At 33.1% G+C, this 1,829-nt stretch carries 4 protein-coding genes; 2 read left to right on the top strand and 2 right to left on the bottom strand.

From position 1 onward, the window contains the following. Positions 1-242: hypothetical protein (locus ACYVRH_RS12350; RefSeq protein ID WP_461257201.1), on the top strand; the 242-nt coding region annotated here is incomplete at its 5' end. On the opposite strand, the gene ACYVRH_RS12345 is transcribed toward ACYVRH_RS12350, so the two are convergent. Further along, positions 239-655 (bottom strand): helix-turn-helix domain-containing protein, encoded by a 417-nt coding sequence (locus ACYVRH_RS12345; RefSeq protein WP_461257200.1) that lies wholly within the window; start codon positions 653-655, stop codon positions 239-241. The two genes, ACYVRH_RS12350 and ACYVRH_RS12345, sit on opposite strands and share 4 nt — an antisense overlap. A 68-nt stretch (positions 656-723) precedes the next feature. On the opposite strand from ACYVRH_RS12345, the gene ACYVRH_RS12340 reads away from it, so the two are divergent. Continuing rightward, positions 724-1,443 carry an FRG domain-containing protein gene (locus ACYVRH_RS12340; protein WP_461257202.1) on the top strand — a complete coding sequence of 240 codons (720 nt, stop codon included), beginning with the start codon at positions 724-726 and terminating at the stop codon, positions 1,441-1,443. 205 nt (positions 1,444-1,648) lie between these two features. On the opposite strand, the gene ACYVRH_RS12335 is transcribed toward ACYVRH_RS12340, so the two are convergent. Continuing rightward, a partial coding sequence (locus tag ACYVRH_RS12335; protein WP_461257199.1) for a hypothetical protein occupies positions 1,649-1,829 on the bottom strand: 181 nt, incomplete at its 5' end.

Genomic DNA, 1,829 nt, shown 5'->3' with positions numbered 1-1,829 from the left:
TTTCTCGTCTATACATAATTGTATATCAAATTTACGAGTTTGTCAAGTATACCCTAAGGTCGCAGGTTCGAGTCCTGCCCTTGCTAAATATATTTATCACTTTCAAAAAATTTATTTATAAGATGGAACCGGGAACCCCAAAAGGGATAAAAATCCTCATTGCGGGTACACGCAAACGCATTGATGATTTGCGAAAGTACATAGGCGGTAACTGTCAGAAAACAAAAACTGGAAGAGGCTAGTCTTTAAGCCGCTTAGATCGCTTAGTCCGTGTTTTTGTTTGAGGAAGGTAGTAGCCCCGGATTTGATTAAGAGTTTGAGTAACGGCTGCTACCGCCTCATCAAGGCATTTGTTAAGGATAAGTGGCACATCAGGTGGTAACGCCTCTGCCGGTTTGAACAATTCATAAGGTTCGATATTCAAGGCGGAAGCAAACTTGACCAGTGTTTGGGGGGAAATCCAACGGTTGCCATTTTCGATATTGCAGAGGAAATTGACGGAGATGTCCAGTTTTTCAGCTAAATCGGCTTGGGAGAGATTGTGGTGTTGTCGGTGCCGTTTGATATTGGCGCTAAAAATGCCCCTCAGATTCTTTGGCGATTTCCTGAATATCCTGCGTAACTTTTTGCAGAATACATAAAGGTTAGAAATCAATGAAAGAAATAAAAATTACGTCAATAGAGCATTTAGTAAAATAATTAAATGAATTACCAAATAATTATATATACAGAGGTCATTCTGATATATCATGGAAATTACAATCAACACTTGAGCGTATTTTAGAGAATAATTATGAAACCAAAGGGAAAAAATTTGAAGAGTATGCTATTGATAATTTTAAGAGTAGATTTCATTTATATGACAAATCAAATATTCAGCCAGTAACAAAATTAGAATGGTTATCAATAATGCAACATTATGGAGTTCCAACAAGAATGTTAGACTTTACTCAAAGCCCTTATGTTGCAATATATTTTGCATTGGAAAATATTATTAAAACCAACCAAGGATCATTTGTGATATATGCTATTGATTATAGGTCTATAATGAAAAAGTCATTAGAACATTTAAAAGAACAAGATGAAAGAATTCAAGTAAAATACGATGAAATGTTATTTTACGAGCGAAATGATTTATTTAATATAATTGATGAAAAGGCGTATGAAATTTTATGGATTATTGAGCCTAGTGTTCCAAATTTACGAATTGAAAAACAATCTGGGTGTTTTCTAATTTCAGGAAATATAAAGAAAACAATAGAACAAATATTAAAGAGCAAAATTTATAGTGATGTCGATAACTATCGTATTATTGTACCAAATTCATTTTGGGATAATATATATACTTTGCTTAGAAGAATGAATATAGATAGTAAAACAATTTATGGGGATTTAGAAGGATTATCAAAAAGTATAAAATTGTTTATGCGAGCATATTCTTAGTTTGCATTTCAGTTTGATAAAGAACAGGTTCTGTTTTTTAATAAATTTTATTTATATAAAAAACATGGAGACCAAAATTTAAATTTTCAAGTGATGTTCTACTGATCACTGAGGCTATCCTGTTTTTTGTATAAATGAAAACGTCATTTTTTTCCCATTCCTATTTACACAAAAAATAGGATACCTCTAAATCACCACAGTAAATTCATTTATACAGTATTCTCCCTATCATCTCAATAACCAATCCGTCCAACTCCGTAATCATCGGACTTTTATCAATTAGAGCATATTTCCGTTCTCTCACCTTATTTGCCGCCCGAATTCGCTCAAGATTTTTGTCCGTCAATGCCCTGGACTCTTTCAAGACTTTTAGTAAGTGCGTATAC

It is taken from the genome of Treponema sp. R80B11-R83G3 (assembly GCF_054786115.1).
This window is presented reverse-complemented; position numbering and strand designations above follow the sequence as displayed.